12 protein-coding genes are annotated in these 12957 nt (G+C 70.9%); 8 read left to right on the top strand and 4 right to left on the bottom strand.

Annotated elements, in window-relative coordinates; translation table 11 throughout:
- Nucleotides 1–2: 2 nt before the first annotated feature.
- The gene (locus ACIBK1_RS27305) at nt 3–830 is read right to left on the bottom strand and encodes a patatin-like phospholipase family protein (protein WP_396738558.1); all 828 of its coding nucleotides are present in this window, start codon (nt 828–830) and stop codon (nt 3–5) included.
- A 201-nt stretch (nt 831–1031) separates the two neighbouring features.
- Between ACIBK1_RS27305 and ACIBK1_RS27300 the strand changes: the two genes are divergently transcribed.
- From ACIBK1_RS27300 to ACIBK1_RS27265, 8 genes are all read left to right on the top strand, one after another.
- Nucleotides 1032–3776, top strand: a complete 2745-nt coding sequence (locus ACIBK1_RS27300; protein ID WP_396738556.1) for a cellulose binding domain-containing protein — start codon at nt 1032–1034, stop codon at nt 3774–3776.
- A 119-nt stretch (nt 3777–3895) separates the two neighbouring features.
- Nucleotides 3896–4198: a hypothetical protein gene (locus ACIBK1_RS27295; RefSeq protein WP_396738554.1), complete on the top strand. Its 303-nt coding sequence runs from the start codon at nt 3896–3898 to the stop codon at nt 4196–4198.
- A gap of 257 nt (nt 4199–4455) precedes the next feature.
- Nucleotides 4456–5061 carry a hypothetical protein gene (locus tag ACIBK1_RS27290; RefSeq protein ID WP_396738552.1) on the top strand — a complete coding sequence of 202 codons (606 nt, stop codon included), beginning with the start codon at nt 4456–4458 and terminating at the stop codon, nt 5059–5061.
- A 16-nt stretch (nt 5062–5077) separates the two neighbouring features.
- Nucleotides 5078–5575 (top strand): HAD domain-containing protein, encoded by a 498-nt coding sequence (locus tag ACIBK1_RS27285; protein WP_396738550.1) that lies wholly within the window; start codon nt 5078–5080, stop codon nt 5573–5575.
- 101 nt (nt 5576–5676) lie between these two features.
- On the top strand, nt 5677–6456 hold the full coding sequence (locus ACIBK1_RS27280) for a phosphotransferase (protein WP_396721061.1): 780 nt from the start codon (nt 5677–5679) through the stop codon (nt 6454–6456).
- 157 nt (nt 6457–6613) lie between these two features.
- A complete protein-coding gene (pta, locus tag ACIBK1_RS27275) occupies nt 6614–8671 on the top strand; it encodes a phosphate acetyltransferase (protein WP_396738548.1) in 2058 nt (685 codons plus the stop codon).
- Nucleotides 8672–8754: 83 nt separating this feature from the next.
- Nucleotides 8755–9933, top strand: coding sequence for an acetate/propionate family kinase (locus ACIBK1_RS27270; protein ID WP_030508275.1), 1179 nt, complete (start codon nt 8755–8757; stop codon nt 9931–9933).
- Nucleotides 9934–9995: 62 nt separating this feature from the next.
- Nucleotides 9996–10418, top strand: a complete 423-nt coding sequence (locus ACIBK1_RS27265; protein ID WP_231513901.1) for a TIGR02611 family protein — start codon at nt 9996–9998, stop codon at nt 10416–10418.
- 3 nt (nt 10419–10421) lie between these two features.
- On the opposite strand, the gene ACIBK1_RS27260 is transcribed toward ACIBK1_RS27265, so the two are convergent.
- The 3 genes from ACIBK1_RS27260 to ACIBK1_RS27250 form a co-directional block, all read right to left on the bottom strand.
- On the bottom strand, nt 10422–11609 hold the full coding sequence (locus tag ACIBK1_RS27260) for a M20 family metallopeptidase (RefSeq protein WP_396738546.1): 1188 nt from the start codon (nt 11607–11609) through the stop codon (nt 10422–10424).
- 70 nt (nt 11610–11679) lie between these two features.
- Nucleotides 11680–12000: a GroES family chaperonin gene (locus tag ACIBK1_RS27255; protein ID WP_030508272.1), complete on the bottom strand. Its 321-nt coding sequence runs from the start codon at nt 11998–12000 to the stop codon at nt 11680–11682.
- A gap of 61 nt (nt 12001–12061) precedes the next feature.
- Entirely contained in the window at nt 12062–12661 is a 600-nt protein-coding gene (locus tag ACIBK1_RS27250) for an RlpA-like double-psi beta-barrel domain-containing protein (RefSeq protein WP_030508271.1), read from the bottom strand.
- Nucleotides 12662–12957: the final 296 nt, after the last annotated feature.

The following is a 12957-nucleotide window of genomic DNA, read 5'->3' as shown; positions in this document are numbered from 1 at the left end:
AGTCAGGACCAGACGGCGGCGATCGGCTCGGCGAGCACGGCGGCCTGGTCGATCCCCGCCGCGAAGGCCGGCCCCCACAAGGCCGGGTCGAGGACGTTCTCGCCGAACACCGCGGTGGACGCCGCGTCGGGGTGGACGACGTACGACGCGGACGCCCCCGCCTTCGTCATCTCGGCTTCGAGGACGGCCCGGGGGGTGAGGTTGCCGAGCGGTTCGAGCACCACGAGCGCGCGGGCGCCCTCCGCGAGATCGGCGTTGGTCGCGGAGCGGACGCCTCCGTCCACGTACCTGCGGCCGTTGATCTCCACGGGCGGGAAGACCATCGGCACGGCGCAGCTCGACGCGACGGCGAGCACCAGCGGCGCGCCGGAGGACCGGTCCCATACGACGAACTCGCCGGTGGCCGCGTCCACGCTGGTGATCAGCAACTCGCGCTCGGGCCACTCCTTCACCGGCAGCCGCTCGCCGACCGCCGCGAGCCGATCGGCGTAGTGGTCGACCCTGGCCGCGAGGGCCATCTGGCCGACCCTGCGCCGGGCCTCCCGCCGGTCGAGGGTCGGGTCGAACATGATGGCGAACGCCTGCATCACCTCGTCCATGTGGTCGACGGCCGGAGGCGGGCCGGTGTCCACCACGGCCTGGTGCGCGATCGCCTCCTCCAGGTCGGCATCGGTGGCCACGAGTGTGCCGACGACCGAGCCGGCCGAGGTGCCGATGATCCGGTCCGCCGTCCCCAGGTCCACGCCGAGACGGCGCAGGCCGGTGACGATCCCCGCTTCCCAGGCGATGCCGGCGACTCCTCCGCCGCCGAGCACGAGAGCAGTAGTCATAACCAGAATTATGTTCCACGCGAACGGGTGCTCGGGCCGGAGTGAAACCGGTTGCAATTTGTCTGGACGCCAAACTATTGACGGCGCTTCCGCTGGTGTGTGAATCTTCCCTTCAGATTTCCATGCACGTGGGAGAAGGACGGTCAGGGTCCCCGCCTGGTCGTGCATGGCCGGTTGTCCGTGCTCGGAGGGAAACCGTCCATGCGAAGATTCGCAACCCTGCTCGTGGTCGCCGCCGTGGCCCTGGTCACGGCCGTGATCAGAATGAGCCCTGTGTCGGCCGTGGCCGCCGACCCCTACACGTTCAAGAACGTGCAGATCCTCGGGGGCGGATTCGTTCCCGGGATCGTCTTCAGCCCCGCGCAGAAGGACCTCATCTATGCGCGCACCGACATCGGCGGCGCGTACCGCTGGAACCAGTCCTCCCAGACCTGGACGCCGCTGCTCGACTGGGTGGGGCAGTCCAACTGGGGCTACAACGGCGTGGCCAGCATCGTCCCCGACCCGGTGGACGCCAACAAGGTGTACGCCGCCGTCGGCATGTACACCAACAGCTGGGACCCCAACAACGGCGCGATCCTGCGCTCGTCGAACAAGGGCGACACCTGGCAGGTGAGCCCGCTGCCGTTCAAGCTGGGCGGGAACATGCCCGGCCGCGGCATGGGCGAGCGCCTCGCGGTGGACCCGAACAAGAACAGCATCCTCTACTTCGGCGCGCCCAGCGGCAACGGCCTGTGGCGGAGCACCGACTCCGGCGCCAGCTGGTCGAAGGTGACGAACTTCCCGAACGTCGGCAACTACGTCGCCAGCCCCGGGGACGCCTACAACGGCGACAACCAGGGCGTCGTCTGGGTGACCTTCGACAAGCGCACCGGCACATCGGGCAACGCCACGCAGACGATCTACGTGGGTGTGGCCGACAAGAGCAACACGGTCTACCGCACCACCAACGGCGGCACCTCGTGGGAGCGGGTCGCGGGGCAGCCCACCGGCTACATCGCCCACAAGGGCGTGCTCGACACGGCCAACGGCTACCTCTACATCGCCACCAGCGACACCGGCGGCCCGTACGACGGCGCCAAGGGCGACGTGTGGCGCTATGCCACCGCCACCGGCGCCTGGACCCAGATCAGCCCGATCCCGTCCAGCAGCGGCGACGACTACTTCGGCTACAGCGGCCTGACGATCGACCGGCAGAACCCGAAGACCATCATGGTCGCCACCCAGGTCTCCTGGTGGCCCGACGCGATCTTCTTCAGGAGCACCGACAGCGGCGCGACCTGGACCCGCATCTGGGACTGGACGTCCTACCCGAACCGCAGCTTCCGCTACAAGATGGACATCTCCGCCGCTCCGTGGCTGACCTTCGGGACCAACCCCCAGCCGCCGGAGGTCACGCCCAAGCTGGGCTGGATGAACGAGTCGGTGGAGATCGACCCGTTCGACTCCGACCGGATGATGTACGGCACCGGCGCGACGATCTACGGCACCACCGACCTCACCAAGTGGGACTCGGGCGGCCAGTTCACGATCAAGCCGATGGTGAAGGGCCTGGAGGAGACCGCCGTACTCGACCTGATCAGTCCGCCGAGCGGCGCCCCGCTGGTCAGCGCGCTGGGCGACATCGGCGGCTTCCGGCACACCAACCTCGACGCCGTGCCGTCCATGATGTTCACCCAGCCCGTCTTCACCTCCACGACCTCGCTCGACTACGCCGAGACGAACCCGAGCGTGATGGTGCGGGCCGGCAACTTCACCGACTCCGACCGCCCGAACGACAGCCACGTGGCGTTCTCCACCGACGGCGGCGCGAACTGGTTCCAGGGCACCGAGCCGGGCGGGATCAACAGCGGCGGCACGGTCGCCGCGGCGGCCGACGGCAGCCGCTTCGTCTGGGCGCCCGGCGACCCCGGCATCCAGGTCGTCTACTCCGTCGGCTACGGCAACAGCTGGAGCGCCTCCAGTGGCGTCCCGGCGGGCGCGATCGTCGAGTCCGACCGTGTGAACGCGCAGAAGTTCTACGCCTTCTCCGGCGGCAAGTTCTACGTGAGCACCAACGGCGGCGCGAGCTTCAGCGCCACCGCGGCGACCGGGCTGCCCACCACCGGCGTGCACTTCAAGGCGCTGCCCGGCAAGGAGGGTGAGATCTGGCTGGCCGGCGAGGGCGGCCTGTGGCACTCCACCAACTCGGGCGCCTCGTTCACCAAGCTGTCCAACGTCAGCAGCTCGATCAACGTCGGCTTCGGCAAGGCGGCGCCCGGCAAGACCTACCAGGCGCTCTACCTGGCCGGCACCGTGGATGGCGTGCAGGGCTTGTTCCGGTCCGACGACACCGGCGCGAGCTGGGTGCGCATCAACGACGACCAGCACCAGTACGGCAACATGGGCGAGGCCCTGACCGGCGACCCGCGGATCTACGGCCGGGTCTACCTCGGCACCAACGGCCGGGGCATCATCTACGGCGACCGCACCGGCGGGTCCTCCCCGTCGCCGTCGCCGTCCGCTTCTCCGTCGAAGTCGCCGTCCCCGAGCCCGTCCGCGTCGCCCTCGGCCTCCCCGTCGCCGTCCCCGAGTCCGTCGGCGTCGCCCTCGCGCAGCCCGTCCCCGAGCCCGTCGCCCTCGGCGAGCCCGTCGGGCGGCAAGGGGTGCTCGGCGACGTACAAGGTGGTCAACCAGTGGCCGGGCGGCTTCCAGGGCGAGGTCACGGTGAACAACACCGGCAGCGCCTCGATCAGCGGCTGGAGCGTCAAGTGGGCCTTCGCCAACGGCCAGACGGTCAGCCAGTCCTGGAACGGCACGGTCAGCCAGTCCGGAGCGAACGTCACGGTCACCAACGTGAGCTACAACGGCTCGGTCGGTGCCGGGGCGTCCACCACGTTCGGGTTCCAGGCGAGCTGGAACGGAACCAACGCCGTCCCCTCGCCGGTGACCTGCACCGCCTCGTGAGATAGCACGGCAACGGCCGTACGGATGCGCCACCTCGGCGGCGCATCCGTATGGCCTCTTGCCTGTCTCGACGAGAACGGCCTGGGTCTCCTCCGGGGTCCCGTCCCGTCCTCCGATTCATGACGCGGGAGTGCCTGGAGCGGCTGATGTGGCAGTTGGCATCCAATGACATACGGCACGTGGTCATGGAACGTAGGAACGCCGCAGGCGACAAAGAGGACCTTGACTTGGTCAACGCCCTTCGCGCTCGGCAAGAGCTGCCGCACGACATGCATGTTCAGTGGGGCGATCCTCTCGCCGAGGAACTCCTCTGGCTGCCCGATGTGGTCGCGGGAATAGTCGCCAGAGCGGAGGCGGGGGATGACTCGTTGTGGCGTCTGCTGCGCGGCGAGCGCATGACCGAGCGCGTGATCTGCGAATGATCGCGCAAAACCGGGAATGATCCCGAGAACGCGAAGCCCGGGTTCCCGTCAATTCCGGCGGTAAGCCCGGGCTCACTTCCTCTCCCCCTCGCAGGGGGCGGCATCTGGAAGCATACCTGGGAAGACGGCTCCGCGCATCACCGTCAGTGACGTTCGCATGACCTGACGCAATGATCGAACCGTCCGCGAGCGACCCGACCGTTCTCAGCGGGAAATTCGCGTGCGCCCCGAGGGCGGCCGGGTGTTGCATGAATCCGATGATCGACGAACCGCTGGAACGACTGCGCGCCGCCGCCCGGCGCACGCGTGAACTCGCCCTCAACCGGGCGGGCACCGGCCTGGGCCACGAGGACGCCGACGACGACGTCGGCACGATCGGCACGGACGGCGCCCTCGGATTCGACCCGTTTCCCCTGCTCGAAGCCCTCCACCGCCACGGCGTCCAGGCCGTGGTGATCGGGCAGGTCGCGGGCATCATGCACGGATCCGCCGAGCTGACCGGCGATCTGGATCTGCTCTGGGACGGCGAACCGGTCCACGCCCCGGCCCTGGCGGCCGCCTTCATGTCCGTCGACGCCCGGCTCTCCGACGAAACGGGCGCCCCCATGGCGACTCATCCGGATGCTCTGCTCCGTCCCAAAGTGCAGTTCACCGCGCCCGGAGCGAGCGGCGACTGCTGCACCCCCGCGCTCCCCTGGGGCGACATGCGTGTCCCGGAGATCCTCGACAGGGCGATCACGGCACACGGCCCGGGCGGCCTGGAAGTCCACTACGTGTCCCGGGAGGACCTCATCCGGATGCGGCGGGCCATGGGCCGCCCCAAGGACCTCCGGCGAGCAGCCGAGCTCGACGGTCTCGCGTGAGACGAGGTGAGACAGCGTGACCGATCATGCCGGTCGTCCGCTGCTCTTCCTCGACGTCGACGGACCGCTTCTTCCCTTCGGCGAGGACCCGCAACGCGCAGCGCCGGGTGCTTCACCAGGCTCGCGCCTGGCGCGGCTCACCTCCGAGGTGGGGAGTCGGCTGGCAGCGCTGCCCTGCGAACTCGTCTGGGCGACCACCTGGGAAGAGGAGGCGAATGCCGAGATAGCGCCCCGGATCGGGCTGCCGCGGCTGCCAGTGGTGAGCTGGCCGGAGCCGACCGGCCACCACACACGTGAGGACCAGTGGTTCGGGCTCTGCTGGAAGACCCGGACCCTGGTGAACCGGGCGGGCGGACGCCCGTTCGCCTGGGTAGACGACGAGATCACCGACGCCGACAGGGACTGGGTCTCCGCGCGCCATAGCGGTCGGGCTCTCCTTCACCGCGTGGAGTCATACAGGGGGCTCACCGACGAAGACTTCGCAGCCCTCGATCAATGGCTTCGAGCCTTGTGAATCACGCGGGATGCATTCGTTCGACCTGTCCGCGCCCGGCCCCGAAGCCAGGGCCGGAAAAGGGTTGGGCTGGGACGGCGCACAGGTGATCTATTGGAGCGGTGACGGGACTGTCGGATGAGTGGGGCGGGGCGGGATGGGACAGCCAGGCGCGGTTGGTCCGCGGGCGGTGGGTGGAGCGCCGTCCCAGGCGGCCGGAGGTGGCTGCGCGGCTGCTCATGGAGACCCGCCTGATGCCGTGGCTCGCGCGGCGGCTGCCGCTGCCCGTCCCGATCCCTCATGTCCTGCGGCAGGAGCCCTTGGTCGTACGGCACGAGATGGTCGCCGGTGAGCCGCTCGGGACTTTCGAAGCCGCGGGCGGCCGGACCCTGGGCGCGTTCCTGCGGGCCCTGCACGCGGTAGATCCCACGGAGGCCGTACGGCGCGGTGCGCCGCCGCCGCGGGAAGTGCTGAGAGAGCGGGCGGCGACGGTGAAGGACTTCGGCGCCCGCGTCATACCGCTCCTGCCGGACGACCGGCGAGACGCCGCTTCGACGTTGCTGGACGCCGTGGCCGCGTTGCCCGCCCACTCTCTGGTCCATGGCGACCTCGGGCCCGAGCATGTGCTGATGCGGGACGGCGCGGTGAGCGGCGTCATCGACTTCAGCGACGCGCACGTCGGTGACCCGGCGCTCGACCTGGCATGGGCGCTCCACGGCGCCCCGCCGGCGTTCGCCCGGGCCGTCGCGGCGGAGTACGGCGCCGCCCCGGAGCTCGCGGAACGGGCACTGCTGTGGCACCGGCTCGGCCCGTGGCACGAGGTCACGCACGGCCTCGACACCGGCGACCCGGACACGGCGCGCAGCGGTCTGGAAGGCATCCTCGCCCGCCTCCCGGCCTGAGCAGGCGGGCCGCGGGCGCTTCAGCGCCTGGGAGACCGTACGACCAGTGAGGAAAGGCCCTACGGATGTGACCTTCGACTGGTATCTCCGCAGGGCCCTTCGCATAGCCTTGCCTGGGCGGGCCGTCGGGCCGCGCCTGGACAGGGGTGACTGCGCGATGGCGATCGGGGTTTACGTCGCGGCCGGCGACGCGAGGAGCAACAAGGGCACGATCGCCCTCGGCATGATCGAACTGCTGACCCGCCAGGTGGGCACGGTCGGCGTGTTCCGGCCGGTCGTCCGGTCGGGCCGCGAGGACAGCCTGGTCAACACCGTGCGCAGCCGCTTCGGGATCGGCCTGCCGTACGCCATGTGCACCGGCGTCACCTACGAGGAGGTGCACGCCGACGAGGAGCGCGCGGCCGGGGAGATCCTGGCCCGCTACCGGGCGCTCGCCGGGCGGTGCGACGCGGTCGTGGTGATCGGTACCGACTACACCGACGTGGGCGCGCCCACCGAGTTCGTGTTCAACGCCGAGCTCGCCGCCAACCTGGGCACGCCGGTGATGAACGTGGTGACCGGGCTCGACCGCACCCCCGACGACATCGCCGCGGCGGTCGAGATGTCGCGCAAGGAACTGGCCGAGCGGCACGCCACCGAGCTGGCGACGGTCGTCACGGGGGTCGTCCCCGGCCTGGTGGACGAGGTCGCCGCCCGCGTCCCCGCGTACGTCCTGCCGGAGGTGCGGCGGCTGTCCGCGCCGACGGTCAGCGACCTGATGGCCGCCTGCGACGGCGACCTGTTCATCGGTGACGCCGACCAGCTCGGCCGGGAGACGGGCGGGCTGATGATCGGCGCGATGTCGCTGCCGAACATCCTGGAGCGCCTCACCGAGGGCCTGGCGGTCGTCGTCCCCGCCGACCGGGCCGCCGCGCTGGTGCCGGGTCTGCTGGCCGCGCACAAGGCCCCCACGTTCCCCGCCCTGTCGGCGATCATCCTCAACGGCGGGCTGGAGCTGCCCGACGCGGTGGTCCGCCTGCTGAAGGGCATGGACATCCGGCTGCCGATCATCACGACCGGCGGCGGCACGTTCGAGACCGCGACCAAGCTGTCGAAGGCCGAGGGCCGGTTCAGCCCCGACGCCAAGGGCAAGATCGACACCGCGCTCGGGGTCTTCGCCGAGCACGTCGACGGCGGGGCGCTGCTGCGCAGCCTGCAGGTCACCAAGGCCGCCGCGATCACCCCGCTCATGTTCGAGTACGACCTGCTGGACCGCGCCCGCGCCGACCGCAGGCACATCGTGCTGCCGGAGGGCGCCGAGCCGCGGATCCTGCGCGCCGCCGACAGCCTGCTGCGGCGGGGCGTCGCCGAGCTGACCCTGCTGGGCGACGAGCGGGAGATCCGGCTGGCGGCGGCCACGATGGGCCTGGCCGTCGACGGCGCCCGCGTGGTCAGCCCGTTCGACCCGGAGCTGCGCGAGCTGTTCGCCGAGGAGTACGCCCGGCTGCGCGCGCACAAGGGCGTGACGGCCGGGCAGGCCCGCGACATCGTCACCGACGTCTCCTACTTCGGCACGATGATGGTCCACCTCGGGCTTGCCGACGGCATGGTCTCGGGCGCCGCCCACACCACGGCCCACACGATCAGGCCCTCGTTCGAGATCATCAAGACCTCGCCGGGCGTCGGCGTGGTGTCCAGCGTGTTCTTCATGTGCCTGGCCGACCGGGTCCTGGTGTACGGCGACTGCGCCGTCGTCCCCGACCCCACGGCGGCCCAGCTCGCCGACATCGCGATCTCGTCGGCCACCACGGCCGCCAGGTTCGGGGTCGAGCCGCGGGTGGCGATGCTGTCGTACTCGACCGGCGAGTCCGGCGCCGGGCCCGAGGTGGACAAGGTGCGCGAGGCCACCGCGCGGGTCCGCGAGCTGCGGCCGGACCTGCCCGTCGAGGGCCCGATCCAGTATGACGCCGCGGCCGAGCCGAGCGTGGCGCGGACCAAGATGCCCGGCAGCCCCGTGGCCGGCCGGGCGACGGTGTTCGTGGTGCCCGACCTCAACACGGGCAACAACCTCTACAAGGCCGTGCAGCGCAGCGCCGGCGCGGTCGCGATCGGGCCGGTCCTGCAGGGCCTGCGCAAGCCGGTCAACGATCTGTCCCGCGGCGCGACCGTGGGCGACATCGTCAACACCGTCGCGATCACGGCCATCCAGGCGCAGGCGCACAGGGAAGCACAGTGAGCGTGCACGCGTGACGGGAAGCACAGTGAGCGCGCAGGCGCGAGGAAAAGCACAGTGAGCGCGCAGGCGCGGGAGGAGACAGAGTGAGCGGGCAGGTCCTCGTCCTGAACACGGGGTCGTCGTCCATCAAGTACCGCCTCATCGACATGGGGGCGCGGCGGGCCGTGGCCGGTGGGCTGATCGAGCGCATCGGCGAGGACGAGAGCGTGCTCACCCACGACGGCGTACGGACCGAGCGCCGGGTGGCCGACCACGAGGAGGGGCTGAAGGCGGTGCTCGCGGCCTTCGCCGAGCACGGGCCGCCCCTCGACGGCGTGACCGCCGTGGGCCATCGGGTCGTCCACGGCGGCAGCAGGTTCGTCACGCCCGTGCTGATCGACGACGAGGTCGAGCGGGCCATCGAGGAGATGGCGCCGCTGGCTCCGCTGCACAATCCGGCGAACCTGGAGGGGATCCGGGTCGCCCGGCGGGCCTTTCCCGGTCTGCCGCACGTCGCGGTCTTCGACACCGCCTTCCACGGCACGATTCCGCCCCACGCGCACACCTACGCCGTCCCCCGAGAGTGGACCCGCAAGCTCGGTGTCCGCCGCTACGGCTTCCACGGCACCTCCACGGCGTACGTCTCCCGCCGGGCGGCCGCGCTGCTCGGCCGGCCGTACGACGAGGTGAACTCGATCGTGCTGCATCTCGGCAACGGCGCGAGCGCGACGGCGGTGCGGGGCGGGCGCAGCGTGGACACCTCGATGGGCATCACCCCGCTCGCCGGGCTGGTGATGGGCACCCGCTCCGGGGACGTCGACCCGGCTCTGGGCGCCTACCTCGGCCGGGTCGCCGGCATGGACCTCGCCGGTGTCGATGTGGCGCTCAACAAGGAGAGCGGCCTGCTCGGCATGTGCGGCGTCAACGACATGCGGGAGGTCTGGCGGCTGGCCGACTCGGGCGACGAGGACGCCCGGCTCGCGCTCGACGTCTACGGCTACCGCGTGCGGGCCTACATCGGCGCCTACTACGCGGCGCTCGGCCACGTGGACGCCCTCGTCTTCACGGGCGGGGTGGGGGAGAACAGCCCCCGTGTCCGCGCGCTCGCGACGACGGGGCTCACCAGGCTCGGCATCGAGATCGATCCCGATCGCAACACCGCCGAGGCGGCGGAGGCCAGGGTGGTCTCCCCGGAGGGCGCCGAGGTGACGGTGCTGGTGGTGCCCACCAACGAGGAACTGGAGATCGCCGAGCAGACCGCCGCCTGCCTCGGGGACGCGTGAACCCGCCGGTCGCCGCCGCGTCGCGTGCTGGCTATCGTGGGCAGCGAATGGGGGTGAGCCGTGTGGCGACGGCTGAGGACAGTCGTACGGGTGAGCACGAGGGGACTGCCGATCCGCCGGGCTGGCTCGACCGGATCCGTGCGACTCCGGCGGGCCGGTTGACGCTGCGGATCGTCATCGGGGTGGTCGGCGCCGCGCTCGTGATCACCGGCCTGATCATGGTGCCGTTCCCGGGGCCGGGCTGGCTGGTGGTCTTCGCCGGGCTCGCCGTGCTGGCCACGGAGTTCACCTGGGCGTCCCGGCTGCTGGCGTTCGCCAAGGACAAGGTCAGGGCGGCGACCGGCTGGCTGAAGCGGCAGAACTGGTTCGTCCGCATCGTCGCGAGCGCGCTCACCCTGCTCTGCGCCGGGGCCATCATCTGGGTGTCGGTCCGGCTGACCTTCGGCGTCGACCTGATCCAGGAGGCCCGCGAGCTCCTCGGCTGACCGTCAGGCGCGGGCCAGCCTGCGGACCGCGAGTTCGGTGAGCAGCGTCGCGCCGTCGGACAGGATGGCGTCGTCGAACTCCGCCTCCGCGGAGTGGTTGGCCGGGGCGGTGGCGAGGTCCCGGCCGGGCGGGCAGGCGCCGACCACGAGGAACGCCCCGGGCACCTGCTCCAGCACGTACGAGAAGTCCTCCGAGCCGGTCGCCGGCGTGGGCAGCGGGAAGTAGCGGTCCTGACCGAGGGCCTCCCGCACCGTGTGGGCGGCGAACTCCGCCTCGGCGTCGTCGTTCACCGTCACCGGATAGCCGATGCCGAACGTGCAGTCGACGGTGAGGCCGTGCGCCTCGCCGATGCCGCGGGCGAGGCGGACCAGGCCCTCCCTGACGCGGTCGCGTGAGCCGGCCGAGAACGTGCGCACGGTGGCCTCGAACGTGGCCTCGTCCGGGATCACGTTGTCGGTGGTGCCGGCGTGGAAGCTGCCCACCGTCACCACGACCGGGTCGAAGACGTCGTAGCCGCGGGTGACGTGGGTCTGCAGGGCCGTCACGATCTCGCAGGCGGCGGGGATCGGGTCGAGGGCGCGGTGCGGGGAGGACCCGTGGCCGCCCCTGCCGCGCACGGTCACGGTCAGCGTGTCGGCCGCGGCCAGCACGGGCCCGCCCTTGGTCAGGAACAGCCCGCGCGGGATCGTCGTGGAGAAGACGTGCATGCCGTACGCCGCGACGGGCCTGGCCCCGGCCGCGTCGAGCACGCCCTCCTCGATCATCAGCCGGGCGCCCTCTTCCCCCTCCTCACCGGGCTGGAACATCAGCACCACGTCTCCGGCGAGGTCGGCACGGCGCTCGCTGAGCAGGCGGGCGGCCCCCACCAGCATGGCCGTGTGCAGGTCATGGCCGCAGGCGTGCATGCGGCCGTCGAATCGCGACCGGTAGGGAACGTCGGTCTTCTCGTGCACCGGCAGCGCGTCCATGTCGGCGCGCAGCAGCACGGCGGGGCGGTGATCAGCGGGGCCGGGGCCGCCGCCGCGCAGGACGGCGGTCACCGACGACAGGCGCTCGCCGGTGGTGATCTCCAGGGGCAGGCCGTCGAGTGCCGCGAGCACCTTCTCCTGCGTGCGGGGCAGGTCGAGACCGATCTCCGGCTCCCGGTGCAGCGCGCGGCGAAGATCGACGAGGTCATCCTGAAGCGTCACGGTTCACCTCGGCGGGAGGTCGGGAGGCCAGAGACAGAGGTCCGGAGGCCACAGACAAGAGGTCGGGGGGTCAGAGGTAGAGGCCGGTGCCGTGGTCGGTCTGCTGCGTCGCCACGGCGTGCAGGTCGCGCTCGCGCAGCACCAGGTAGAGCTGGCCGTGGACCTCCACCTCGTACTGGTCCTCGGGGTTGAATAGGACCTTGTCACCGGTCTTGACCGACCTGACGTTGGCGCCGGCGCCGCACACCTCGCCCCAGACGAGCCGGTTGGCCATCTTGACCGTTGCCGGGATGACGATGCCCGCGCTGCTGCGCCGCTCCTCAAGGTCCCGCTGAACCCTGACCATCACGCGGTCGTGGAGCATCTGGATCTCGAACTTCGGGTCAGCCACGCTCGCAGTTTACGCGCAGCGGCCCGGGCACCGTCATCGGAGGTTCACCGGCGCCGGGGGCTCACCGGCGGCCCATGGCCAGGTCGTGGCCCGTTCCCGAGCGGCGGTAGACACCGCCCTTGCCCCACTTCAGCACCTGGAACCGTACGTGGACGGTGTTGGAGGCGACGCCCGTCAGGTCGGCCATCATCTTCTCGGACAGGTCGACGATCGCCGGGATGTCGTGCTGGGCCACGGCCCACTCGGCCGGGCCGAAGTCCTCGACGACGCCGATCGCGCTCTTCTTCTTGTACGTGATCCGCACCTTGGTGCCGAGGGGCCAGTAGGGGCTGGCGATGGTCCGGTATCGCATCGGCTTGCCCGACGCGGTCTGGGCGTCCCAGAAGGACGTGGCGGTGGAGACGCCGGAGGGCAGGGCGGCGGCCTTCTTCGCCTTCGCGTACGCCGAGCGGAGGGCCTCGTTGAAGGCCGCGCCCAGTGCGGCCAGGTCTGTGGGGATCGGGCGGGCGGTGTCGGGGGAGACGACGGGCGCCCTCGGGGGGAGTGGCACGGAGGAGGGAGCCTGAGGGATCACCGAGGCGTCCGCGGCGGTGGCCGCGCAGGCGACGAGTGTGGTTCCGGCCATCGCCGTGATGATCACCTGACGGGCTCGCTTGCGCATGAGGTTCCTTTCGTCTCGGTCGCGGGGCGGCCCTCGGGGGAACGGGGCCTCGCGTCGTCGAGGAGTCCCGGCTGGCAGGCGGGTTCCGCACGCGCGCCCGGGTATGGCGGAGCGACCTTCGGAAAAGTGGGGCGGAAGGCTCCGGAAGCGGGTCGCGCGTTCCCTGGGGAAGGGGATACGACGGTTTTGCGATGTACGGGATTTACTGGGGCAAAAGGTGATGTGAGGCACGAGTATAGGGAAAGAGTAAGTAAAGTGGACAAATCGATCTAAAGACCGCGTAGATCGTCCTTGAC

Origin of the sequence: Microbispora rosea (genome assembly GCF_044460045.1) — a bacterium.
GTDB classification, from domain to species: Bacteria; Actinomycetota; Actinomycetes; order Streptosporangiales; family Streptosporangiaceae; genus Microbispora; species Microbispora rosea.
This window is presented reverse-complemented; position numbering and strand designations above follow the sequence as displayed.

Coding starts and splice junctions, on each gene's coding strand:
- ACIBK1_RS27305 (WP_396738558.1), bottom strand. CDS start 830: ATGACTACTGCTCTCGTGCTCGGCGGCGGAGGAGTCGCCGGCATCGCC.
- pta (WP_396738548.1), top strand. CDS start 6,614: ATGGCGATCGGGGTTTACGTCGCGGCCGGCGACGCGAGGAGCAACAAG.
- ACIBK1_RS27290 (WP_396738552.1), top strand. CDS start 4,456: ATGATCGACGAACCGCTGGAACGACTGCGCGCCGCCGCCCGGCGCACG.
- ACIBK1_RS27250 (WP_030508271.1), bottom strand. CDS start 12,661: ATGCGCAAGCGAGCCCGTCAGGTGATCATCACGGCGATGGCCGGAACC.
- ACIBK1_RS27295 (WP_396738554.1), top strand. CDS start 3,896: ATGACGCGGGAGTGCCTGGAGCGGCTGATGTGGCAGTTGGCATCCAAT.
- ACIBK1_RS27300 (WP_396738556.1), top strand. CDS start 1,032: ATGCGAAGATTCGCAACCCTGCTCGTGGTCGCCGCCGTGGCCCTGGTC.